This window comes from Nocardioides houyundeii (assembly GCF_002865585.1).
Taxonomy (GTDB): Bacteria; Actinomycetota; Actinomycetes; order Propionibacteriales; family Nocardioidaceae; genus Nocardioides; species Nocardioides houyundeii.
In genome coordinates this window covers 371,622-393,530 of record NZ_CP025581.1, presented here as the reverse complement: position 1 = coordinate 393,530, position 21,909 = coordinate 371,622, and the positions used below count along the sequence as shown (strand labels likewise).

Annotated in this window: 27 protein-coding genes and 1 tRNA gene; 15 read left to right on the top strand and 13 right to left on the bottom strand. The window is 71.4% G+C overall.

Features of this window, described 5'->3' with window-relative positions:
* Position 1 precedes the first annotated feature (1 nt).
* The 3 genes from mftC to mftA are packed head-to-tail and all read right to left on the bottom strand — an operon-like array spanning position 2 to position 1,649.
* Positions 2 to 1,264 (bottom strand): mycofactocin radical SAM maturase, encoded by a 1,263-nt coding sequence (gene mftC / locus C0R66_RS01940; protein ID WP_101523277.1) that lies wholly within the window; start codon positions 1,262 to 1,264, stop codon positions 2 to 4.
* Complete coding sequence (gene mftB, locus C0R66_RS01935; protein ID WP_199286766.1) at positions 1,261 to 1,533, bottom strand: mycofactocin biosynthesis chaperone MftB; 273 nt, start codon at positions 1,531 to 1,533, stop codon at positions 1,261 to 1,263. Before mftB ends, mftC begins: the two co-directional genes overlap by 4 nt.
* Complete coding sequence (mftA, locus tag C0R66_RS01930) at positions 1,533 to 1,649, bottom strand: mycofactocin precursor MftA (RefSeq protein ID WP_101523275.1); 117 nt, start codon at positions 1,647 to 1,649, stop codon at positions 1,533 to 1,535. Before mftA ends, mftB begins: the two co-directional genes overlap by 1 nt.
* 84 nt (positions 1,650 to 1,733) lie before the next feature.
* Between mftA and mftR the strand changes: the two genes are divergently transcribed.
* The 5 genes from mftR (at position 1,734) to C0R66_RS01905 (ending at position 5,930) form a co-directional block, all read left to right on the top strand.
* Entirely contained in the window at positions 1,734 to 2,321 is a 588-nt protein-coding gene (mftR, locus tag C0R66_RS01925; RefSeq protein ID WP_101523274.1) for a mycofactocin system transcriptional regulator, read from the top strand.
* A 148-nt stretch (positions 2,322 to 2,469) separates the two neighbouring features.
* Complete coding sequence (locus C0R66_RS01920) at positions 2,470 to 3,591, top strand: NDMA-dependent alcohol dehydrogenase (protein ID WP_101523273.1); 1,122 nt, start codon at positions 2,470 to 2,472, stop codon at positions 3,589 to 3,591.
* A gap of 11 nt (positions 3,592 to 3,602) precedes the next feature.
* Positions 3,603 to 4,031 carry a nuclear transport factor 2 family protein gene (locus C0R66_RS01915; RefSeq protein ID WP_101523272.1) on the top strand — a complete coding sequence of 143 codons (429 nt, stop codon included), beginning with the start codon at positions 3,603 to 3,605 and terminating at the stop codon, positions 4,029 to 4,031.
* On the top strand, positions 4,028 to 4,492 hold the full coding sequence (locus C0R66_RS01910; protein WP_158647837.1) for a nuclear transport factor 2 family protein: 465 nt from the start codon (positions 4,028 to 4,030) through the stop codon (positions 4,490 to 4,492). The genes C0R66_RS01915 and C0R66_RS01910 overlap by 4 nt, the downstream gene beginning before the upstream one ends.
* Positions 4,485 to 5,930 carry an aldehyde dehydrogenase gene (locus C0R66_RS01905; RefSeq protein WP_101523270.1) on the top strand — a complete coding sequence of 482 codons (1,446 nt, stop codon included), beginning with the start codon at positions 4,485 to 4,487 and terminating at the stop codon, positions 5,928 to 5,930. The genes C0R66_RS01910 and C0R66_RS01905 overlap by 8 nt, the downstream gene beginning before the upstream one ends.
* Positions 5,931 to 5,992: 62 nt before the next feature.
* Here C0R66_RS01905 and C0R66_RS18860 read toward each other — a convergent pair whose 3' ends face one another.
* Positions 5,993 to 6,262 (bottom strand): hypothetical protein, encoded by a 270-nt coding sequence (locus tag C0R66_RS18860; protein ID WP_199286765.1) that lies wholly within the window; start codon positions 6,260 to 6,262, stop codon positions 5,993 to 5,995.
* 109 nt (positions 6,263 to 6,371) lie between these two features.
* On the opposite strand from C0R66_RS18860, the gene C0R66_RS01895 reads away from it, so the two are divergent.
* The gene (locus tag C0R66_RS01895; protein ID WP_101523269.1) at positions 6,372 to 6,608 is read left to right on the top strand and encodes a hypothetical protein; all 237 of its coding nucleotides are present in this window, start codon (positions 6,372 to 6,374) and stop codon (positions 6,606 to 6,608) included.
* A gap of 21 nt (positions 6,609 to 6,629) precedes the next feature.
* Here C0R66_RS01895 and C0R66_RS01890 read toward each other — a convergent pair whose 3' ends face one another.
* A complete protein-coding gene (locus C0R66_RS01890) occupies positions 6,630 to 7,202 on the bottom strand; it encodes a CG0192-related protein (protein ID WP_101523268.1) in 573 nt (190 codons plus the stop codon).
* A gap of 40 nt (positions 7,203 to 7,242) precedes the next feature.
* On the opposite strand from C0R66_RS01890, the gene C0R66_RS01885 reads away from it, so the two are divergent.
* Entirely contained in the window at positions 7,243 to 7,956 is a 714-nt protein-coding gene (locus C0R66_RS01885; RefSeq protein WP_158647836.1) for a LamG domain-containing protein, read from the top strand.
* Position 7,957: 1 nt separating this feature from the next.
* Here C0R66_RS01885 and C0R66_RS01880 read toward each other — a convergent pair whose 3' ends face one another.
* A complete protein-coding gene (locus C0R66_RS01880) occupies positions 7,958 to 8,482 on the bottom strand; it encodes a ferritin (protein WP_101523266.1) in 525 nt (174 codons plus the stop codon).
* Between the two features lie 45 nt (positions 8,483 to 8,527).
* Positions 8,528 to 8,722: a hypothetical protein gene (locus C0R66_RS01875; RefSeq protein WP_101523265.1), complete on the bottom strand. Its 195-nt coding sequence runs from the start codon at positions 8,720 to 8,722 to the stop codon at positions 8,528 to 8,530.
* A 207-nt stretch (positions 8,723 to 8,929) separates the two neighbouring features.
* Here C0R66_RS01875 and C0R66_RS01870 point away from each other — a divergent pair, with 207 nt between their 5' ends.
* The 5 genes from C0R66_RS01870 (at position 8,930) to C0R66_RS01855 (ending at position 14,748) form a co-directional block, all read left to right on the top strand.
* Entirely contained in the window at positions 8,930 to 12,532 is a 3,603-nt protein-coding gene (locus C0R66_RS01870) for a (Fe-S)-binding protein (protein WP_101523264.1), read from the top strand.
* A gap of 152 nt (positions 12,533 to 12,684) precedes the next feature.
* Entirely contained in the window at positions 12,685 to 13,236 is a 552-nt protein-coding gene (locus tag C0R66_RS01865; RefSeq protein ID WP_101523263.1) for a toxin-antitoxin system HicB family antitoxin, read from the top strand.
* A 98-nt stretch (positions 13,237 to 13,334) separates the two neighbouring features.
* On the top strand, positions 13,335 to 14,171 hold the full coding sequence (locus tag C0R66_RS01860) for a DUF4097 family beta strand repeat-containing protein (protein ID WP_101523262.1): 837 nt from the start codon (positions 13,335 to 13,337) through the stop codon (positions 14,169 to 14,171).
* 51 nt (positions 14,172 to 14,222) lie between these two features.
* Positions 14,223 to 14,381 carry a hypothetical protein gene (locus C0R66_RS18530; protein ID WP_158647835.1) on the top strand — a complete coding sequence of 53 codons (159 nt, stop codon included), beginning with the start codon at positions 14,223 to 14,225 and terminating at the stop codon, positions 14,379 to 14,381.
* A 28-nt stretch (positions 14,382 to 14,409) separates the two neighbouring features.
* A complete protein-coding gene (locus C0R66_RS01855) occupies positions 14,410 to 14,748 on the top strand; it encodes a TraR/DksA family transcriptional regulator (RefSeq protein WP_101523261.1) in 339 nt (112 codons plus the stop codon).
* A 36-nt stretch (positions 14,749 to 14,784) separates the two neighbouring features.
* Here C0R66_RS01855 and C0R66_RS01850 read toward each other — a convergent pair whose 3' ends face one another.
* Genes C0R66_RS01850 through C0R66_RS01830 form a run of 5 tightly spaced genes read right to left on the bottom strand, consistent with a single transcriptional unit; the run spans position 14,785 to position 19,714 of the window.
* On the bottom strand, positions 14,785 to 15,756 hold the full coding sequence (locus C0R66_RS01850) for a siderophore-interacting protein (protein WP_101523260.1): 972 nt from the start codon (positions 15,754 to 15,756) through the stop codon (positions 14,785 to 14,787).
* A gap of 10 nt (positions 15,757 to 15,766) precedes the next feature.
* Positions 15,767 to 16,594: an ABC transporter ATP-binding protein gene (locus tag C0R66_RS01845; protein ID WP_101523259.1), complete on the bottom strand. Its 828-nt coding sequence runs from the start codon at positions 16,592 to 16,594 to the stop codon at positions 15,767 to 15,769.
* Entirely contained in the window at positions 16,591 to 17,646 is a 1,056-nt protein-coding gene (locus tag C0R66_RS01840) for a FecCD family ABC transporter permease (RefSeq protein ID WP_101525978.1), read from the bottom strand. Before C0R66_RS01840 ends, C0R66_RS01845 begins: the two co-directional genes overlap by 4 nt.
* Positions 17,647 to 17,651: 5 nt before the next feature.
* Entirely contained in the window at positions 17,652 to 18,683 is a 1,032-nt protein-coding gene (locus tag C0R66_RS01835; RefSeq protein ID WP_241901540.1) for a FecCD family ABC transporter permease, read from the bottom strand.
* On the bottom strand, positions 18,680 to 19,714 hold the full coding sequence (locus tag C0R66_RS01830) for an iron-siderophore ABC transporter substrate-binding protein (protein WP_101523258.1): 1,035 nt from the start codon (positions 19,712 to 19,714) through the stop codon (positions 18,680 to 18,682). Before C0R66_RS01830 ends, C0R66_RS01835 begins: the two co-directional genes overlap by 4 nt.
* A 148-nt stretch (positions 19,715 to 19,862) precedes the next feature.
* On the opposite strand from C0R66_RS01830, the gene C0R66_RS01825 reads away from it, so the two are divergent.
* Complete coding sequence (locus C0R66_RS01825; RefSeq protein ID WP_158647834.1) at positions 19,863 to 20,327, top strand: hypothetical protein; 465 nt, start codon at positions 19,863 to 19,865, stop codon at positions 20,325 to 20,327.
* Here C0R66_RS01825 and dcd read toward each other — a convergent pair.
* Positions 20,297 to 20,872 carry a dCTP deaminase gene (gene dcd, locus C0R66_RS01820; protein ID WP_101523256.1) on the bottom strand — a complete coding sequence of 192 codons (576 nt, stop codon included), beginning with the start codon at positions 20,870 to 20,872 and terminating at the stop codon, positions 20,297 to 20,299. The two genes, C0R66_RS01825 and dcd, sit on opposite strands and share 31 nt — an antisense overlap.
* Before the next feature lie 51 nt (positions 20,873 to 20,923).
* Between dcd and C0R66_RS01815 the strand changes: the two genes are divergently transcribed.
* Positions 20,924 to 21,685, top strand: coding sequence for an SGNH/GDSL hydrolase family protein (locus C0R66_RS01815; RefSeq protein ID WP_101523255.1), 762 nt, complete (start codon positions 20,924 to 20,926; stop codon positions 21,683 to 21,685).
* Positions 21,686 to 21,722: 37 nt separating this feature from the next.
* Positions 21,723 to 21,798: transfer RNA gene (locus C0R66_RS01810), tRNA-Gly, on the top strand.
* Positions 21,799 to 21,909: the final 111 nt, after the last annotated feature.

Here is a 21,909-nt window from a genome sequence, read left to right as displayed (position 1 = left end):
TCTACTTGGTGAGCGGGATGAAGCCGGCCAGCGGGTCCTCGGCGCAGGCCGACACGGGCGGCGCGCTGGGCAGGGTCAGCTGGTCGGGACGGCGGCTGAGCGTGAGCATCACCGGCTGGTTGCGGGTCGGGTTGGCCTTGGAGTGGTCCTGGCTGGCGGCCGGGATGACCCGTCCGCCGGACTGCGCGAGCTGGTCCAGGGCGGTCTCGCCGTAGCCCTGGACGCACTCGGGGTCGGGCCCGTCCAGCGGCAGGCCGGTGAAGAACTTGGCGGCCATGCAGCCGCCCCGGCAGGTGTCGTAGAAGGTGCACTTCGAGCAGGCCCCGCCGGTCTGCGGGGAGCGCAGCTCGGTGAAGAGCTCCGAGGTCTGCCAGACCCGCTGGAAGCCGCCCTCGGCCAGCAGGTTGCCGGCCAGGAAGTTGTCGTGGATCGCGAACGGGCAGGCGTAGACGTCGCCGATCGGGTCGATCAGGCAGACCACGCGGCCGGCGCCGCACAGGTTGAGGCCGGGCAGCGGCTCGCCGAACGCGGCAAGGTGGAAGAACGAGTCGCCGGTCAGCACCCCCTCGCCGTGGGCCATCAGCCAGTCGTAGAGCTCGCGCTGCTGCTCGGGCAGCGGGTGCAGCTCGTCCCAGACGTCGGCGCCGCGGCCACTGGGGCGCAGCCGGGTGAGGCGCAGGGTGGCGCCGAACCGGTCGGCCAACGCCTTGAACTCGTCGAGCTGGCCGATGTTCTGCCGGGTGCAGACGACCGAGATCTTGGCGTCGGTGAAGCCGGCGTCCTGGAGGTTCGCCAACGCGGTCAGGGCGGTGTCGTAGGAGCCGGGGCCCCGGACGTAGTCGTTGACCTCGGCGGTCGCGCCGTCCAGGGAGATCTGCACGTCGACGTACCCCGCGCAGGCCGGGCTGGTCAGGAACGCAGCGCGCTCGGGGGTGAGGCGGACGCCGTTGGTGGAGAACTTCACGCCCACCTGGTGGTTCACGGCGTACTCGAGCAGGTGCCAGAAGTCGGGGCGGATGGTGGGCTCGCCGCCGCCGATGTTGACGTAGAAGACCTGCATCCGCTGCAGCTCGTCGATGACGGCCTCGCACTGCTCGGTGCTGAGCTCGCGGGGGTCGCGACGGCCGCTGCTGGACAGGCAGTGCGCGCACTCCAGGTTGCAGGCGTAGGTGAGCTCCCACGTCAGGCAGATCGGGGCGTCGAGGCCGAGCTCGAACTGCTCGACAAGCGAGCCGGTGATGGGACGTTCGGGCGCGATGGTCACGCGGCCACTCCTTCGCGGGGGCGGATCATGTCGGTGCGGGCGAGGCCGGCGAGTGCGTCGGCGTACGCCAGGTGCTGGGTCTCGGGGACGCCGGCGGCGACCAGCGCCGAGCGGACGTCGGGCTGCTCACCGAGTGCCCGGACCACTGCCACCAGCTCGGGCCGCTTGAGGAACGTGAGCTTGCGGTTGCCGAAGTGGTAGGCCAGCGCACCGAAGGGCTCGGGGCGCAGCGCCACCGACGGTGACAGGGTCCAGGCCTCGTCGAGCATCAGTACACGCCGCACATGCCGTCGATGGAGACCTCTTCGATCAAGCTCTCGGCGGTGAGCTGCTCTGCCGACTGCGGGGCCGTCTGCTCTGCGATGGTGACGTTCTCGGGGGTCATGACAGGTCCTTCCGAAGGGGTGTGTGACGTGGGCCTCACAATAAGTGCACTCGTGGCACTAATGCAAGGGCCTACATTGCACTCGTGTCCAGGAGAACGTCGGCGGGTCGCCCCGAGGTGACCAGCCACGCCGCCATCGAGCAGGCGGCCTTCGCGCTCTTCCGTGAGCGGGGCTTCGAGGCCACCACCCTGGAGGCGATCGCCGGCGCCATCGGGGTGGGGCGCCGCACCCTGTTCCGCTACTACCGCTCCAAGAACGACATCCCCTGGGGCCAGTTCGACCGCACCCTGGCCGGCTTCCGCCAGATCCTGGACGAGACGCCCGCGGACCTGAGCGTCTACCAGGCCGTGGGCCGGGGCATCGTGGAGTTCAACCGCTTCCCCGCCGACGCCTCGCCGCCACACGTGGAGCGGATGCGGCTGATCCTCCAGACGCCCGCGCTGCAGGCACACTCCGCCCTGCGGTACGGCGAGTGGCGCCGGGTGATCGCCGAGTACGCCGCCGCACGACTCGACCTCGAGCCCGACGCGCTCGAGCCCCGACTGCTGGGCCACGCGGGCCTGGCCCTGGCGATGACGGCGTACGAGCTGTGGCTCGACGACCCCGCGCGCGACCTCACCGCACTGCTGGAGCAGGGCCTCTCGGCGCTCTCCGCACTCTCGCGGCCCTAGCGCCCCCTCCACCCGCCACGCCGGCCGGTGGGGCGCCGTCGTCGCTGTGCACTCTCGACGCCGCCTTGCCTTTCCGGCCCTCACGTGTGCAAGATCATATTCATCAATCGGATAATTCGGGCGATTGACTATGACTTGAGGAGCAGAGATGAAGATTCAAGGCGCACTGTTGTGGGAGCCCGGCACCAAGTCGGGATGGACCGTCGAGGAGATCGAGCTCGACCCGCCCAAGCGCGGCGAGGCGACCGTCAAGCTGGCCGCGTCCGGCATCTGCCACAGCGACGACCACCTGGACACCGGCGACATCCCGCTCGACTGGGCCCCGGTGCTCGGCGGCCACGAGGGTGCCGGCGTGGTGACCGAGGTCGGCGAGGGCGTGGACGGCATCGAGGTCGGCGACCACGTGGTGCTCTCGTTCCTGCCCAGCTGCGGCAAGTGCAGCATGTGCGTGAGCGGCCGGGCCAACATGTGCGACCTGGGCGCAGGCGTCCTGGCCGGCACCTCCCCCGACGGCACCCACCGCATCCACGCCCGCGGCAAGGGCATCGGGGCGATGTCCTACCTGGGCACCTTCGCCCCCTACGTGACCGTGCCGACCAACGCACTGGTCAAGATCGACAAGGACATCCCGCTCAAGTCCGCCGCGCTCATCGGCTGCGGCGTGCCCACCGGCTGGGGCTCCTCGGTCCGGGCCGCCGACATGCAGCTCGGCGACACCGTGGTCGTGATCGGAACCGGCGGCGTCGGCATGAACGCCGTGCAGGGCGCCCGCCAGAAGGGGGCGAAGAACCTCGTCGCGGTCGAGCCGGTGGAGTTCAAGCGCGACCTGGCCAAGCAGCTCGGGGCGACGCACAGCGCGGCCGACTTCGCCGAGGCGGCCGAGCTGGTCGCCGGCATGACCAACGGCCAGGGAGCCGACGTCGTCATCATCACCGTCGGCGTGCTGACCCCGGAGATCCTCCAGCCCGCCCAGGAGATGACCAAGCGCGGGGGCACCATCGTGGTGACCTCGGCCGCCCCGGTCACCCAGCGCGACATCCAGCTGGACCTGTACACCTTCGCCATGTCCGGCAAGCGGATCCAGGGCACGCTCTACGGCACCACCAACGCCCAGAACGACATCCCGCTGATCGCCGACCTCTACCGCCGTGGCGAGCACAAGCTCGACGAGCTGATCACCAAGGAGTACAAGCTCGAGGACATCAACACCGCCTTCCAGGACATGCGCGAGGGCAAGAACGTCCGCGGCGTCATCGTCTACGAGGACTGATCGGCCGACCGATGACCACCACGACACAGGACGAGCTCGACATCGTGCGGGCGACCCACACCTACGCGCTGGGGCTGGACCGCTTCGAGCCCGAGCTCGCCCTGTCGGCGTTCGCAGCCGACGCGGTGTGGGACGCCACGGCGGTGGGACTGGAGCGCTACGAGGGGCACGAGCAGATCAGGGCCTTCTTCGAGAACGACGCGAAGGCGGTCGCGCGCCAGTTCCACATCCTCACCAACCACATCGTCGCCTTCGACGACGCCGACCATGCCCGCGGCACCAACTACGTCTTCTCCGAGGGCGAGACGCGGACCGGGGCGAAGTTCAAGGCGATCGCGCTCAACGAGGACACCTATGTCCGCACTCCCCAGGGATGGCGGATCGCCAGCCGGGTGATCAGCCCGCTCACGACGCCGGAGATGGCGGGGTTCGAGGTATGACGACCAGCGATCGCCACCTGGGCGACAAGCAGGTGATCGAGGCCTACCTCGACGCCGTCGGCTCGCTCCGGGTCGCCGACGTCGCTCCGCTGTTCCACGAGGACGGCCGGGTGCTGCTGCCCTACGCACCCCTGGGCATCCCCCAGGAGGTGGCGGGGCGGCCGGCGATCGGCGACTACTACGAGGCGCTGCCCCAGATGATCGGGGCGCTCAACTTCTCCGACTACCGGATCCAGGCCACCGAGACGCCTGGCGAGTACGTCGCGGAGTACACCTCGGACGCGTCGATGCGCGCCACGGGGACGTCGTACCGCAACACCTACATCACCAAGGTGACCGTGGCGGAGGGGCAGATCGCCGAGCTCACCGAGTTCTTCGACCCCATCCGGCTGGTCGAGGCCATGGGCGGCACTGTCGTGCCGCCCGAGACACCAGAGATCGAGGAAGAAGTCCATGACTGAGACAAACATCCGGAGCTTCGACAAGCTCTTCATCGGCGGGCACTGGGTCGAGCCCAGCACCGAGGCGAAGATCGAGGTCGTCTCGCCCATCACCGAGCAGGTGATCGCGACCGTCCCCGCGGCCGCCGAGGCAGACATGGACCGCGCCGTGGCCGCGGCTCGCAAGGCGTTCGACGAGGGCCCGTGGCCCCGCATGTCGCCCGCCGAGCGCGCCGAGGTGCTGACCCGCGTCGGCAAGGAGGTGGAGGCCCGACTCCCCGAGATGATCGAGGCGTTCACCGCCGAGATCGGTGCCCCGGCCGCGGTCAGCGCGGCCTTCCACGACAACGCGATCAAGATGTGGGGCGACGCCGCCACGCTGCACGAGCGGTTCGAGTTCGAGGAGGAGCGCACCTGGGCCGACGGCCACGGCAAGGTGGTGCGCGAGCCCATCGGCGTGGTCGCGGTGATCATCCCGTGGAACGGGCCCGTCGCCACGGCCTCGCTCAAGATCGCCCCGGCACTCGCGGCCGGCTGCACCGTGGTGCTGAAGCCGGCCCCCGAGGGTCCGGTCAGCACGATGATCCTGGCCGAGGCGCTGGAAGCCGCAGGGCTGCCCGAAGGCGTTATCAGCCTGCTGCCGGGAGGTCGCGAGGTCGGTGAGTACCTCGTCAAGCACTCCGACGTAGACAAGATCTCGTTCACCGGCAGCACGGCCGCCGGTCGCCGCATCATGAGCCTGGCGGGCGAGCGGATCGCTCGGGTCACCCTCGAGCTCGGGGGCAAGTCGGCCGGGATCATCGCCGACGACATCCCGCTCGACCAGGTCCTGCCGACGCTGGCCTTCGCCGGCATCGGCAGCTCCGGCCAGGTGTGCGCGGCCATCACCCGGATCGTGGTGCCCCGGCACCGCCAGGACGAGGTGGTCGAGGCGCTCAAGGGCATCTTCGAGGGCCTCAAGGTCGGCGACCCCCGCGAGGGCGACACCGTCATCGGGCCGCTGGCCGCCGAGCGTCAGCGCGAGCGGGTCGAGGGCTACATCCAGATCGGCGTCGAGGAGGGCGCCCGCCTGGTCACCGGCGGCGACCGGCCCTCGGACCTGGACGCGGGCTGGTACGTCAAGCCGACGATCTTCGCCGACGTGCGCAACGACATGCGCATCGCCCAGGAGGAGATCTTCGGACCCGTGGTCTGCGTGATCCCCTTCGACACCGTCGAGGAGGCGATCCAGATCGCCAACGACTCCGACTACGGCCTCTCGGGCGCCGTGTACGCCTCGGACGTCGAGCTCGCCGAGCGGATCGCCCGGCAGGTGCGCACCGGTCAGATCTCGATCAACACCTGGGGCATGTGCGTGGTGCAGCCCTTCGGCGGCTACAAGCAGTCCGGCCTCGGCCGGGAGGGCAACGTCGAGGGTCTGAGCGCGTTCCTCGAGACCAAGCTCATCCAGTACGCCTGAGCCTAGTCAGCCAGTCAGTCACCGCAGGGATGCCGGATCGCTCCGGCATCCCTGTGGTGCTTCTAGGAGTACCGGTGGCTCTTGGCGGCGTGGCCCTTCTCCCGGGTGCAGCTGCGGCCGCTCATGTTGCGGTGACCGCACAGCTCTTCGGCGGGCCCCGGCGCCTCGGCTGCGGGGGCGGCCTGCGGCGCCGCCGCCTTGCGCGCAGCAGGCTTCTCAGCCGCCGCCGCCGACTTGGTCGCGCGCGGCGTCGTACCGGCCTGCTTGGTGCGCGCCTGGCTCTCGGCGTACCGGGCTTCGCGCATGGCGCGCAGGTTGTCCATCTTGCTCATCGCGTGATCACACTCCGCACTCTAGGACCTGCTCCCGACAGCCCTGGAGCTACCCGCAGGTACGGCCCCGGCGACCAGGGCCGATGGGGCCTCGTGACACCGTTCGCCCATGAACTCGGTGCACGACGTCATCATCCACACTCCCAGCGGCCGCGGGGTCTTCGTGACCGCCGCGCTGCGCGCCGGCTCCGGCGTCCAGATCACGGAGCCCATCCGGACCACCGTCCGCCCCGGCGGCCGCGACACCATCGAGTTCTACACCAGCAACATCGAGCTGGTCACCAAGATCACGCTGGCCACCGAGCCCGGGGCGCGCATCATGCAGGCCTCCCGCCCGGCCGCCTGACCGGACCGCGCTGACCGGCCTTCAGGGCGTCGGCACCGCCAGGGCGGCCACCACCGCGGTGCCGCCGTCCCAGGAGGCCACCAGGCGCACCTCGCCCTGAGGGGCCTCCCCCTGGGCTGCCGGGTCCAGGTCGCCGACCAGCACGAGGCTGCCGCCCTCGACCGGCACCGGACCCTCGCGCACCACCCGCACGGCCGGCTCACGGGTCCCGGCGAAGGTCTCCCCGTGCCACACCTCGACGACGGCCTGCTGCTGCTCGCCGCGCAGCGCCCGCACGAAGCAGTCCACGCCCACCGGGTCGTGGCCGGCCTCGTAGACCCAGCGCTGCCCCAGGGCGGAGTGCTGCATGGTGCAGACCAGGTGCTCCTCGGCGCCGGCCAGGGGCGCCCCGCGGTAGGTGAGCGGGACGTGCAGCGTGCGCTCGCCCCGGCGTACGACGAGCCCCTCGACGCCGACCTCTCCGGCCGGGTCGTCGAAGCGGTAGCCGCCCACCAGGTCCACCGGTCCGGAGCCGCCCCACGGCTGCCGGTCCAGCCAGGTCTCGAGCAGCTCGGGCTTGGCCGGGGTCAGGTTCGCCTCGTGGATGATCGCCATGCCGACGACCCTAGGGCCCACGGACCCTAGGGTGTGCGCCATGAGGTCACGGGTGGGCGTCCAGGTCGTCACGGCGGCGTTGCTGGCGCTCACCGCCCTGCCCGCCGGGGCGGCGCCCGCCGGCCAGACCCGGCTGCGTCTGGACTTCGACCGGGTCCGGACGCTGACCCCGGGCACCTCGGTGACCGGGAGCCCGGCCCGGGCGAGCGCCCAGGTGGTCACCGACGGCGTGGGGCAGCTCCGGCGCCGACCGGGGGCCCGGGGCCGGGGTGTGGAGTTCCCGTGCGTGGGCTGCGGCCGGGCCGTCCTGGAGGTGGGCGACCGCAGCTCGCTGGACCCGCGCAGCGACACCTTCGCCTTCGGCGCCTCCGTGCGGATCGGGCCCCGGCAGGCGCTGCACTCCATGAACGTGATGCAGAAGGGCTACCACGACGAGCCCGGCGGCCAGTACAAGCTGCAGGTCGACCAGGGAGTGCCCAGCTGCGTGGTCTCCGGGTCGTCCGGCCGGGTGCTCCTCGGCTCCACCGCGAGCATCGCCGATCGCGCGTGGCACCGGCTGACCTGCCGCCGTACGCCGTCAGGGATGGTGCTGGTGGTCGACGGGAGCGTGGTCGCCAGCAGCGCCGCCCCGACGGGCAACCTGAGCAGCGCGGCGCCGGTGCGGCTCGGGGGCAAGGACGTGACCAGCATCGACAACGACCAGTTCCACGGCCGCCTCGACGACGTCTTCGTGCGGATCGACCGCACGGGCTGAGTCAGGCGCCGGCGACCCGGGGCGCGGTCGGGTCGGCGCCGCCCGCGGCCTGCTCGCGCGCGACGTACTCCTCGATGTCCTCGATGTCGTCGACGTTGCGGCTGACCACGGCCAGCAGGTCGGTCATGGTGGCGACCTCCTCGACCTGCTCCTTGATGAACCACTGCATGAACTGCTCGGAGGCGAAGTCGAACTCCTCGCGGGCGATCCGCAGCAGGCCGTTGATCTGCTCGGTGACGCGCTTCTCCTGGGCCAGGGCCAGCGCGACCGGCGCGATCACGTCGTCGAACGCCGAGACCGGGGCCCCGACACCGGGGACCGTCACCTCGGCGTCGGTGTCGAGCAGGTACTGCACCATCATCAGCGCGTGCTCGCGCTCCTCGAGCGCCTGGGCGTAGAAGAAGGCGGCCATCCGCGGCATCGTCTGGGCGTCGTAGTAGACGGCGCACGCCAGGTACTGGTTGTGCGCGGCGAGCTCGTTCCCGATCTGGACGTTGAGCTGATCGGCGAAGCGTGCGGCGGGCATCGAAGGGCTCCTGGTACGTCGGCTGGCAGGGGACGCAGCCGCGACTCAGGCGACCTCGGAGAGCCGCTTCTTGGTGACCTTCTTGCCGTCGACCCGGACGAGCTTGCGCTTCTTGACCGTATACCCCTCGGGCAGGGTGCCTTCCTTCAGCATCCGCAGGGGGCACCTGCCGCACTTCGTCTTGGACTCGCAGCACTCCCGCTTGGGGAGCTTGCGGGCCTGGTCCTTGGTCTTGGCCACGCAGCGACGGTAGCAGTCACTAATTAGGCATGCCTAACCTGCTTCTCAGTACGTGGACGGCTGGCCCGCCGCCCTGCAAGTTACCGCCGGGTACGCTGCTACGTACGGGATGGAGCAGATGACGTCATACCCCTCGCATAGGCTCCCCCCTGACGTCACGTCGTACAGCACGGCGACGTCCTTCACAGCCACGAGGAGCAAAGTCTCATGCAGACCATCGCGATCATCGTCTCCCTCGCCATCGCGGCGGTGGGCATCGCCTTGTTCGTCCGGGCCATCCGCGGCATCCTCGCGGTCGTCCGGATGGGCCAGCCGACGCTCGGACGGACCGACAACCCGGTGGGTCGCGGTCTGACCCTGGCCAAGGAGACGCTGGGGCACACGCGCATGCTCCAGTGGACCTGGATGGGTGCGGGCCACTGGTTCGTCTTCGTCGGCTTCGGGCTGCTCTTCTTCACCCTGCTCACCGCGTTCGGCCAGCTCTTCGACCCCCACTTCGCGCTGCCGCTCATCGGCCACTTCTTCCTCTGGGAGTGGATCTCGGAGCTGTTCACCGTGGTCATGGTGGTGGCGATCGTGGCCTTCATCATCTACCGCGCCACCCGCCCCAAGGAGCGCACCCGCGGCGCCAAGGGCCGCTTCTTCGGCTCCACCATGTGGCAGGCCTACTTCGTCGAGAGCGTCATCCTGGGTGTCGGCCTGTGCATCCTGGTGCTGCGCGGCCTCGAGTACGCGCTGCTGGACCTGGACGGCCACAAGTACGCCGACAACGCCAGCGCCCTGCACTTCCCCTTCACGTTCTGGCTGGGCGAGCTGTTCAGCGGCCTGTCCGTGGGCACCGTCGAGAACCTCATCTACCTCGTCGCGATGCTCAAGATCGTCATCTCCTTCACCTGGATGATCACGATCTCGCTGAACCTCACGATGGGTGTCGCCTGGCACCGCTTCACCGCGTTCTTCAACATCTTCTTCAAGCGTGAGGCCTCCGGCCGTACGGCGCTGGGCGCGATGAAGCCGCTCACCTCCGAGGGCAAGGCCATCACCCTCGACGACATCGACGACCTCGACGAGGACTCGGTGCTCGGCGTGGGCAAGATCGAGGACTTCTCCTGGAAGGGCATCCTCGACTTCACCACCTGCACCGAGTGCGGCCGCTGCCAGTCGCAGTGCCCCGCGTGGAACACCGAGAAGCCCCTCTCCCCCAAGCTCTTCATCACCGCGATGCGCGACCACGCCTACGCGAAGGCGCCGTACGTCCAGGCCGGAGGCGAGGGCAGCGAGGCCGCCACCGCCCTGCTGGAGAACGACGAGGACCTCGCCCGCGAGGTCAACCGCCCGATGGTCGGCGACACCGGCGAGGGCTGGTTCTACATGCCCGAGGACGGCTCCGCGGTCATCGACCCGGAGGTGCTGTGGAACTGCACCTCGTGCGGCGCCTGCGTCCAGCAGTGCCCCGTCGACATCGAGCACGTCGACCACATCATGGACATGCGCCGCTACCAGGTGCTGGTGGAGGCCAACTTCCCCGCCGAGCTCAACCAGCTCTTCAAGGGCCTGGAGAACAAGGGCAACCCCTGGAACATGTCGCCGAACGCGCGCATGGACTGGGCCAAGGACCTGCCCTTCGAGGTGCCCGTCGTCGGCGAGACCATCGAGTCGCTCGACGAGGTGGACTGGCTGTTCTGGGTCGGCTGCGCCGGCGCCTACGAGGACCGCGCCAAGAAGACCACCCGCGCGGTCGCCGAGCTGCTCGACATCGCCGGCATCAGCTTCGGCGTGCTCGGCAACGGCGAGACCTGCTCCGGTGACCCGGCCCGCCGCGCCGGCAACGAGTTCGTCTTCCAGGGCCTGGCCATGCAGAACGTGGAGACCTTCAAGGAGTACAAGGTCAAGAAGGTCGTCTCGACCTGCGCCCACTGCTTCAACACCCTCAAGAACGAGTACAAGGACTTCGGCATCGAGCTCGAGGTCGTGCACCACACGCAGCTGCTCAACCGGCTCGTCCGCGAGGGCAAGCTGACCCCGGTGAAGGAGGGGGCCGGCGCCGCGAAGCGCTCGATCACCTACCACGACCCCTGCTACCTGGGTCGGCACAACGAGGTCTACACGCCCCCGCGCGAGCTGCTGCAGATCCTGCCCGGCGCCGAGGTCGTCGAGATGGAGCGCAACTCCGAGCGGTCCTTCTGCTGTGGCGCCGGCGGTGCCCGCATGTGGATGGAGGAGAACATCGGGGAGCGGATCAACGTCAACCGCACCCAGGAGGCCGTGGGCACCGGCGCCGACCAGATCGCCGTGGGCTGCCCCTTCTGCCGGGTGATGCTGGCCGACGGGCTCACCTCCGAGCAGGCCAAGGGCAACGCCCGCGAGGAGGTCGAGGTCCTCGACGTCGCGCAGATGCTGCTCGCCTCGGTCAAGGGCGAGTCTGCCACCAAGGCGGCCCCCGGATCCGCCAAGAAGGCAGCCGCCGCCGGCGCCACCGCGGCCACGGTCGCCGCCGGCGACGAGGAGGTCAAGGACGAGCCCGAGGTCGGGGACGTCACCCAGACCGAGGACACCGTCACCGAGACCGCCGACGTGGGTCCGAACGCCAAGGCCAGCGGCGGGTCGTCGCTCTTCGACACTCCCGCTGCCGAGGCTCCGGCTCCCGCGGCCAAGCAGGAGACCGGCGGGTCGCTCTTCGACACCCCCGCTCCCGAGGCAGCCGCTCCCGCCAAGCAGGAGACCGGTGGGTCGCTCTTCGACACCCCGGCCCCCGAGGCCCCGGCTCCCGCGGCCAAGCAGGAGACCGGCGGGTCGCTCTTCGACACCCCCGCCCCCGAGGCGAAGGCCGAGGCCCCCAAGGCAGAGGTCAAGGCAGAGGTCAAGGCGGAGGCCCCCAAGGCGGAGCCTGCTGCGGACCTGGGCTCGGGTGGATCGCTGTTCGACCTGAGCGCTCCCGCCGAGCCGGCTGCTCCGGCGGCCGAACCGGAGCCGGAGGAGACGGCCAAGGCAGAGCCGGCTGCGGCTGACTCCGCTCCAACTGACTCCGCTCCGGCTGAGTCCGCCCCGGCCGCGCCGGCCAGCGAGATCGGCAGCGGCTCGCTGTTCGACATCGCCGCCCCGGAGCCCGCACCCGTCGCCGAGCCGAAGGTCGAGGCTGCCCCGGAGGCCGCCGAGACAGAGCCGGAGACCGAGCCTGAGGTCGAGGTCGAGGTCGCGCCCGAGTCTGCCGCGGCGGAGACGGCGTCCGAGCCGCAGGCAGCTGAGCCGCAGGCAGAGACGCCGGCCCCGCCGGCTGCTGCTGCCCCGGCTGCGGCACCTGCCCAGTCGATCCCGGACGGCGGCTCGCTGTTCGACATCGTCGCTCCGGAGCCTGCCCCGGCAACTGCCCCGGCAACTGCCCCGGCAACTGCTTCGGCAGCCACCGAGGCGCCTGCCGAGGCGCCTGCCGAGGCGGCAACCGAGCCGGTCGCCGAGGCATCAACCTCGACCGAGTCCCCCGCCGAGGACCGCGTGGCCCCGGCCGCGCCCGACGGGGCTGCGTTGAGCGCTGCTGCGACCCAGGCCGCTGCGGACTCGGACGCCGTGGACTCGGATGCAGTGGACTCGGACGCAGTGGACTCGGACGCAGTGGAAGCCGACGAGGCTTCCGCTGAGGCAGGGTCCGAGGCAGCACCGACGGAGGAGACCACCGAGTCTCCTGCCGAGGAGCCCGCCGAGGAGGAGCCCGCAGCTCCCGCCGCGAGCACGCCCCCCGCATCCAACGGAGAGGCGCACCAGCCGAAGACCGATGTCGACATCCACGGATCGGGTTCGCTCTTCGACCTCTGATCCCCGCTTCACCGAACAGCCGCAACCGCGCACCTGCGCAGTTGCGGCTGTTCTGCGTCTTGGACGGGATGTCGGCCAGGGCGCACGCACTGACATCACGACGACGCCATTTCTATTGACTATGACGTCACTATGACGTCATAGTGGTGCGCATGGACATCACGCCGTACGTCGACCACCTGCGCCGGGACCTGACGGCCGCGGCACAGGCGGGCGGCGAGGAGCTCCAGGCCGCCGCAGAGCGGCTCGCCTACGCCCTCGACCCTGCCGCCCGGCTGGCGCTGATGGAGGCGATCAGCCAGGCTGCCGCCGAGATCACCACCGAGATGCCCAACGGCAGCGTCGACGTCAGGCTCAACGGGCGCGAGCTGGACTTCGTCGTCGAGCAGGCGCCGCCGGCGGGAGTCGTGGCGCCCCCCACTCCTCCCCCACTGCAGCCCGCCCCCGAGGACCCCGACGGGGGCCTGGCCCGGGTCACCCTCCGACTGCCGGAGTCGGTCAAGGCGAAGGCGGAGGAGCAGGCGGCACAGTCCGGGCACAGCCTCAACACCTGGCTGGTCAACCTGGTCCGCCACGCGACCAACGACAACGCCGTCAACATCGACCTCGACCTGTCGAGCATCCCGTTCCTCGGGGGTACCGACCCGTTCGGTCGCCCGGGCCGTTCCGGCCGCGGCACCAAGCACATGACCGGCTGGATCTGACCAACTGCACTCCGGGGCCACTCAGCCCCAACCGACAGCACCCACCCCTCCGGAGCCGGCCACGCCGACGCCGCGGACGAGCACACCCTGGAGACGCCATGAACCACCGCTTCCACACCCCCGACCCCATCCAGCTCCGCGCCGAGGTCGGCCGCGGCACCCTCACGATCGACGCCGCCGACGAGGCTCGCGCCCAGGGCGAGACCAGGGTCGACGTCGAGGGTCCCCACTCCGACCTGGTGGAGGTGACCCAGCACGGCGACCAGATCTCGGTGCTCGCCCCACCCCCGCGCTTCGGCTTCGAATCCGCCGGCGAGCAGTCGCTCCACGTCACCGTGGTGCTGCCTACCGGGAGCGACGCGGTGCTGCGCACCGGCAGCGCCCGGACGAAGGTCACCGGCTCGCTCGCCACCCTCGCCGTGAAGAGCGGCTCCGGGGAGGTGGAGGTGGCCAGGCTCGCCGGACAGGCCCTGCTGGAGACAGGCTCCGGCCAGATCAGGATCGACGTGGTCGCGGGCGAGCTCCAGGCCAAGAGCGGCTCCGGCGACATCGTCCTCGGCCTGGTCACCGCCCCGGCCACCCTCTCGACCGGATCCGGGGACGTCACGGTCCAGACCGTCGAGGCGGAGCTGGTCGTCAAGACCGGCTCCGGCGACCTCACCGTCACCCACGCGGCTGCCGACCTGAGCATGGCCACCGGGAGCGGCGACGTACGCCTGACGAAGGTGCAGCGAGGGCGGGTCGGCGTGCGCGGCGCCTCCGGCGACGTCCGCCTCGGCATCCCCGGCGGCACCCCGGTGTGGACCGACATCACCACCCTCTCCGGCGCCATCCGCTCCGACCTGCCGCCGACGGGCGAACCGGCCGACGGCCAGGACCACGTCGAGGTCCGCGCCAAGACCGTCTCCGGCGACGTCGTGCTCACCCAGCTCTGATCGAGCGCCCCCAGTTTTCCGACCGCACATCAGCCACCCTTGGAGGACACCATGTGGTTCGAGCTGTTCGACTCACCCACCGACCTCGAGCTGGTCGCTCGCAACAAGACGCGCGCCCGCACCGAGCAGCGCCCCCGGCCCCCCGCCGTACGACGCCGCGCGCAGCTCGCCGGCCAGCTGCGCCGGTTCGCCGACCGGATCGACAGCTGAGGTTCCGGGTCGAGCGACACTAGGCACCATGACCCCGACCCAGGCGACTGCGCTCCTCGAGGCCGAGCGCGACCGGACGCTACGCCGACTGGCCGACCTGACCGGCGACTTCGACTCCATCGTCGCGGCCTCGCTCGACACCAACGCCGACGACGAGCACGACCCGGAAGGCGCCACCATCGCCTTCGAGCGCTCCCAGGTGGACGCGCTGGTCGGGCAGGCGCGACGCCAGCTGAAGGAGATCGAGGCGGCCGAGGAGCGCCTGGCCGCCGGCACGTACGGCGTCTGCGAGGTGTGCGGCGCCCGGGTGCCGGACGCCCGGCTGGAGGCGCGCCCCACCGCGCGGACCTGCGTCAGCTGCGCCTGAGCCGCGACCGACCCAGGGCCTCAGGACCTCAGGGCCTCAGGAGCGCATGGAGACGCCGCGACGCCAGTAGCCCATGAACGCCACCTGGCGGCGGTCGATCTCCAGCCCCCGGACCAGCGCCCGGCGCAGCCCGGTGACCATGCCGGACTCGCCGGCGATCCAGGCGTAGAGGCCGGCGTGCGGCAGGACCGGTGCCTCCCCCGCGCCGGCGATCTCCTCGATCGTCTCCCCGGAGGAGGAGTAGGTCGGCGTCTCCCACAAGTCCGGGTCGATCTCGTCGGGCTCGGCGGCCAGGAAGGCGGCGGACTGCCCCTCGGTCCCCAAGTGGGCCAGCACGGCGGCGTGCAGCTGCTCGCCGTGCGGCGCCTGGTCCCGCGCGATCCACACCAGCTCGATGCCGCTGGGGGCGATGACGTCCTCGAGGAAGTCAGCCGCCACGGGCACCTCCAGGAACGCCGCCCCGCGGATCCCCGCGGGCAGGTCGCGCAGGATGCCCGCGATGGCGGGGACGGCGGTCTCGTCGCCGACCAGCAGGAGCTCGGTGGCCTCGCCCGGCACGAACTCCACACCGCCGAACGCCTGACCAGCACGCGGCGCGAGGGTCACCAGGCGGTCACCGGGCTTGGCCCGGGCGGCCCAGTCGGCCCCGGGACCGTGCTCGCCGGCACCGAGGTGGAGCACGATGTCGACCACGATCCGGGTCTCCGGGCCGCTGCCGCGGACCTCCCGTACCGTGTAGGTGCGCATGTGGCCGCGCTTCTCGGCGGGGATGTCCAGCCACGAGGCGAACCAGGACTGGGTCGCACCGGAGAAGTCCGGGAGCTCGCCGGAGTCCCCTGGGAAGACCAGCTTGAAGCGCTGGTCGCGCAGGGGGCCGCCGGTGCCGAACTCGGCCAGGCAGGCGCCCCCCAGCTCGACGCGCACGAACGACGGGGAGAGGCGGTGCACGTCGACGACCTCGACGACGTCGAGGATCAGCGGCAGGGCCTGGGGGCTCGTCACGGTCATGGCGGTCCGTTCAGTGGTGGTGGCGGCCCAGGGGGACCACCAAGGGGGTGTGGGAGACCGGGTCGTCGATGACCCGGCAGCGGAGCCCGAAGACGTCGTGGACGACCGTCTCGGTCACGACCGTGGCCGGGCTGCCCTCGGCGACGACGTGTCCTTCGTGCATGGCGAGCAGGTGCTGGGCGTAGCGGGCGGCCAGGTTGAGGTCGTGCAGGACCATCACGATGGTGGTGCCGCGGGACTGGTTGAGGTCGGCGAGCAGGTCGAGCATCTCGACCTGGTGCGCCACGTCGAGGTAGGTCGTGGGCTCGTCGAGGAGCAGCAGGTCGGTCCCCTGCGCCAGCGCCATCGCGATCCACACCCGCTGGCGCTGACCACCGGAGAGCTCGTCGACCAGCCGGTCGGCCACCGACTCGGTGCTGGTCAGGGCCAGCGCCTCGGCGACCGCCGCGTCGTCGGCTGCCGACCAGCGGCGCAGGGCACCGCGGTGCGGGTTGCGCCCTCGCGAGACCAGGTCGACGACGGTGACGCCCTCGGGAGCGACCGGGTTCTGCGGCAACAGGCCCAGGCTGCGGGCCACGTCCTTGGTGGAGCGGCGGTGGATCGCCTCGCCGTCCAGCAGCACCGTGCCGGCCGAGGGCCGCAGCAGCCGGGCCATTCCCCGCAGCAGCGTCGACTTGCCGCAGCCGTTGGCGCCCACGATGACCGTGACGGCGTGGTCCGGGATCTGCACGGTCAGCGAGTCCACGACCACGCGGTCGCCGTACCCCAGCGAGACCTCGCGGGTGGCCAGACGGGTCGGGGCGGTGGTCAGGGGGGCGGTCAGGGGGGTGGCGCTCATGCGCCTCTCCTTCCGGTGCGGCCGCTGGCGATCAGCCAGAGCAGGAACGGGGCGCCGCAGGCGCCGGTGACGACGCCGACGGGGAAGTTCACGTCGGCGATCAGGTAGTCCGCCACGTAGTCGCCGCCGACCACCAGCACCGCGCCCACCAGGGCGGCGCCGGTCAGGCAGGTGCGCCCGGCGTTGAGCACCCGGGCGATGGGTCCGGCCAGGAAGGCCACGAACGCGACCGGTCCCGAGGCGGCCACGGCGAGGGCGACCAGCACCACGGCACCCAGCAGCAGCGCCTCGGAGCGCCAGCGGTCCACCCCCAGCGCGGTCGCGGTGTCCGGCCCCAGCTCGGTGACGGGCAGGCTGCGCGCCAGCCACGCCACCACCGGTACGACGACCACGAGGGCCGCGGCGAGCAACCGGATGGTGGGCCAGTCCGCGGAGCTGACGCTGCCGGTGAGCCAGCGCAGGGCGACGTGGGCGTCGTACACGTCGGCGCGGGTGAACAGGTAGTGGATGACGGACAGGAGCGCGGCGGCCAGGCCGACGCCGATGAGCACCAGCCGGTTGCCGCCGATGTCCCCGGCGACCAGGCGGATCACCAGCGCGACGCCGATGGCGCCCACCACGGCGAAGCCCGAGACCGCGAGGCCCGCCAGGTCCAGCTCGATGATCGCGACCAGGGCCGCCGCGCTGGCGCCGACGCTGATGCCGAGGATGTCCGGGCTGGCCAGCGGGTTGCGCAGGGTCGCCTGGAAGATGGCGCCGCCGAGTCCGAACGCGGCGCCCACCATCGCCCCGAGCAGCGCCCGGGGCAGCTTGGACTCCATCACGATGAAGCTCGCGCCGGGGATCTCCTGCCCGCCCAGGATGCGCAGGAAGTCGGGGATGGTCACGGTGTAGTCGCCGAGCAGCACCCGGGCGGCGAGGGCCAGCAGCAGGGCGACCGCGAGCCCGCCCACCACCAGCCGGGTACGGCGGCGGGTGCCGCGCCGCACCCGTCGTACCAGCGCGGGGTCCCCGGTCGGGCGGGCCGTCTCGGCCCCCGGGCGCGCCAGCATGGCGGTCACAGGCCACTCACCCGGCCGCGGCGGATCAGGTGGAAGAAGAAGGGCAGCCCCACCACGGCGGTCATGATCCCGACCTGCACCTCGGTGGGCGGCAGGACCACCCGGCCCAGGGTGTCCGCGGCGGTGACCAGCAGCGCGCCGCCCACGGCCGACCAGGGCAGCAGCCGGGTGTGGTGCGCCCCGACCAGGGCGCGCACGGCGTGCGGGACCACGAGACCGACGAAGGCGATGGGTCCGGCCAGCGCGGTGGCGGCGCCGGCGAGCAGCACGATGGCCAGGCCGACCACCGCGCGGTCCAGCCAGACCCGGCGGCCCAGGCCGCGCGCCAGGTCGTCACCCAGCGCGAGCAGGTCCAGCACCCGGGCGCCGTACGCCGCCAGCAGCACGCCGAGGACCAGGAACGGGGCGCCGGCGGCCAGCACGTCCCAGCCGCGGCCGCCGACGGTGCCGACCTGCCAGAAGCGGAAGACCTCCATGGTGCGACGGTCCGAGAGCAGGATGCCCGAGGTCCAGCTGGTGAGGGCGGCGGTCAGGGCGGCACCGGCGATGGCCAGCTTGACCGGGGTGGCGCCGTCGCGACCCAGCCCGGCCAGCGCGTGCACCAGCACGGCGGCCAGCGCGGCCCCCAGCAGCGCGAAGAAGAGGCGTCCGGTGAGCGTGGAGATGCCCACGAACGAGATGGCCACCACCATGGCGAACGAGGCGCCGGCGGTGACGCCGAGGATCCCCGGGTCGGCCAGGGGGTTGCGGGTCAGTCCCTGCATGCAGGCGCCGGACAGGGCGAGCGCGGCACCGACGGCCAGCGCCAGGGCGGTGCGCGGGAAGCGCGCGAGCGCGATGGGGTGCTGCGGGTGGGAGCTGTCGAAGAGGACGGCCGGGCTGATGGTGCGGGAGCCGACCAGCAGGGAGGCGGTCACCACCGCCGCGGCGAGCAGCAGGACGAGCACCAGCGCGCGCCAGTGCCGCCGAGCCGGATCGGGCGTGGTGCCCCGGTCCGGCTCGGCGACGACGGCGAGCGTGGTCGTCACGAGCCCTGGACGGCCTCGGCGACGAGCGGCACGAACTTCTCCATGGCGTACGGGATGGAGAGGGGCGAGGGGGCGGAGAGACCCAGCGCGTCGGTCTGGTCGGTCGAGGCCAGCACGTGGCCGGACTTGAGGCCGGGGATCTGGCCGAGCAGCGGGTCCTTGGTGAAGGCGGCCAGGTCCTTGTCCGACTCGGCGTAGGTGATGAAGACGTCGGACTCCAGGTCGGCGGCGCGCTCGGCGGACAGGGTGCCGTAGAAGGCGCCCTTCTCGCTGATCTTCTCGATCACCGGCGCGTTGACCATGCCGAGGTCGGTGAGCAGCCGGGGCCGGTTGTCCTCGGGGGTGTAGTAGTCGATCTTCGACATGTCGGTGGTGGTCAGCGAGGCGAAGACGAACGACTTGCCGACCACCTCGGGGTGGGCCTCGGCGGCCTCGGCGATCGAGGCCTCGGTGTCGGCGCGGACCTCGTCGGCGAGGGCGGTGCGACCCAGGGCGCTGCCGACCATCTCCAGGGAGTCCTGCCAGCTGGTGGCCCAGGGGGCGTCCGGGTAGGCCACGACGTCGGCGACCTTGGACAGCTTCTTGTACTCCGCCTCGGTGATGCCGGAGCCGGTGGCCAGGATCAGGTCGGGCTCGAGCTGGGCGATCTCGTCGACGGGGGCACCGTCGGCGTCGGAGAGGCGCTCCGGCTGCTCGCCGTCCAGCTCGGCGAGGGCGTCGTCGAACCACGGGGTCGAACCCTGCTCGTTGCCGCCCCAGGAGATCTCGGTGGCGCCGACCGGCACCACGCCGAGGGAGAGCACGACGTCGTGGTCGGACCAGCCCATCGTGACCACGCGCGTGGGCTCGGCCTCGATCTCGGTCGCGCCGAAAGCGTGCTCGACGGTGACCGGGAAGGCGTCCGCGTCCACCGAGCTCGACGGCTCCACGGGAGCGGCCTCGTCCTCGGCGGTGTCGGTGGAGCCGGTGGAGCAGGCGGAGAGCAGCAGCGTGAGACCGGCCGCGGCGGCCGTGATCGTGGTGCGACGCATGGAGATCCTCAGTGTTAGGGAAGCCTTACTTAATGAAGGCTAGCCTCAACTGCCAACGCGCCGCCACCCCGGTCCGCAGGATGAGTACCCGAACGCATCCCCCGGTGCTGCTCGCTGGCCCATGCTGGCCCCGGAAGAGGGGGCAGACATGGACACAGGAACGGCCAGCAGCAAGGCCGGCAGGACGCCGGCCAAGACCGGGGGACCCTGGCTGATGTACGCGCTGTGCTGCGCGGTGCCACCCACCCTGCTCAACGGGCTCGTCGTCGGCTACGGCTCCCTGTGGTTCCTGATCGGCGGCAGCACCCCGGACGCCGGGGACTACGCGCTCTCCACCGGTGGGTACGCCGCGGCGGCGCTCGTCCTGGCCCTCGCGGTGCCCGCCCTGCTGGCCCACGGGGGCTCTGGGTGGCTCATCGCGATCGCCACCGTCTGCGCTCCGCTCCTGACCGTCCTGGCCCTGACCTCGGCGGTGTCGTGGTTCCGGACGCCGACACCGCACGCCTACTGGACCTTCTGGGACGGCGTCGGCGCGGTGCTGTGGGGGCCGTGGACCTGGCTGCTGCTGGCGGTCGGCGTCCGTCAGATCTGGGTGCGGTGGAAGTTCGCGTAGGACTTCGACGGGGTCGGACCTCGCTGGCCCTGGTAGCGCGAGCCGTACTTCGCCGAGCCGTAGGGGTGCTCCGCCGGCGAGGAGAGGCGGAAGAAGCACAGCTGGCCGATCTTCATGCCCGGGTAGAGCTTGATCGGCAGCGTGGCGACGTTCGCCAGCTCCAGGGTGACGTGCCCGGAGAAGCCCGGGTCCACGAACCCGGCCGTGGCGTGGGTGAGCAGCCCGAGGCGACCCAGGGAGGACTTGCCCTCCACCCGGGCGGCGATGTCGTCGGGCAGCGAGCACACCTCGTACGTCGACCCGAGCACGAACTCGCCGGGGTGCAGGATGAAGGCCTCGTCGCCCTGGGGCTCGACCATGCGCGTCAGGTCGAACTGGTCCGCGGCCGGGTCGATGTGGGGATAGCGGTGGTTCTCGAAGACGCGGAAGTAGCGGTCCAGCCGGATGTCCACGCTCGAGGGCTGGAGCATCGTCGACTCCCACGGGTCGAGGGCGATCCGACCGGCCTCGATCTCTGCGGCGATGTCGCGATCTGAGAGCAGCACCCGACCACCCTACCGTCGTCCCGCCTTGTCGACATCGGGGACAATCGAGCCATGACATTTCACCGCTACGTCGCTCTGGGAGACTCCTTCACCGAGGGAGTCGGCGATCCGGATCCGACCCGCCCCAACGGCCTGCGCGGTTGGGCCGACCGGGTCGCGGAGCACCTGGCGCGCGAGACCGACGACTTCGGCTACGCCAACCTCGCGATCCGCGGGCGCAAGCTGCCCGCGATCATCGCCGACCAGGTCGACCCGGCCATCGCCCTGGAGCCGGACCTGGTGACGATCCACGGCGGCGGCAACGACGTGCTGCGACCCCGGGTCGACCTCGACGGCCTCGCCGCGGCGTACGACGAGGCGATCGGGCGCCTGAGCGCCACCGGCGCCCGGGTGGTGATGTTCACCATCGTCGATCCCGGGAGCTCAGGCATCTACGCCGCGGTCCGCGGCCGGATGGCGATCTTCAACGAGTGGGTCCGCGAGATCGCGGAGAAGCACGACGCCACCCTGGTCGACATGTGGCGGATGCGCCTGCCCGACCTGCCCGCGCACATGGACCCGGACCGGATGCACCTCAACGCCGCCGGCCACCAGTACATGGCGATGCAGGTGCTGGACGCGCTCGGTGTCGAGCACCCGCTGGTGCCGATCCCGGTCCAGCCGATGACGGTGCTGCCGCGCCGCGAGCAGCTGCGGGAGAACGCCCGCTGGACCCGGGAGTTCCTCGGCCCGTGGGTGCACCGCCGCATCACGGGCCGGTCCTCCGGCGACGGTCTGACGCCCAAGCACCCCACCTTGGAGCGGATCGGGTAGCATCCACCGTCGTCGGCCGGAGAGATCCGGACGGCATGCGGACGTAGCTCAGTTGGTAGAGCGCGACCTTCCCAAGGTCGATGTCGCGAGTTCGAGTCTCGTCGTCCGCTCCACGCACTCCCCCCTGGCTCGTGTCCGCGCCGAGCCCCTTCTGCCGCGCACTCCGGCCTGGTGCGCTCGCGACCGCGCCCACGCACCCCGCTAGCGCTGCAGACCCTGGGCGC